1 pseudogene is annotated in these 245 nt (G+C 36.7%); it reads left to right on the forward strand.

The window, feature by feature from the left end:
• Positions 1–197, forward strand: a pseudogene (locus KVT27_RS25750) (ABC transporter substrate-binding protein); the annotation flags it as partial.
• Between the last annotated feature and the right edge of the window lie 48 nt (positions 198–245).

Genomic DNA, 245 nt, shown 5'->3' on the forward strand with positions numbered 1-245 from the left:
ATTATGCAGGGGATTATGTGATTTACAGTATGTTCCAAGACCAAGACAACTCATTTACAGATGCAGCATGGATTAAAGATTTAGAGGCAGTGAAAAATGGTCATTTATTTGAAGAGAATGCAAATGCCTTTTATTTCAATGACCCGATCACGCTAGAGCATCAGCTGAAGCTCTTTGTAGAGAAAATTTTACAATAATTAGTAGAGAGTAGCGAAGGCAAAGGACAAAGTTTCGACAGTTACCAT

It is taken from the genome of Lysinibacillus sp. GbtcB16, from assembly GCF_019091145.1.
Lineage (GTDB): Bacteria > Bacillota > Bacilli > Bacillales_A > Planococcaceae > Lysinibacillus > Lysinibacillus fusiformis.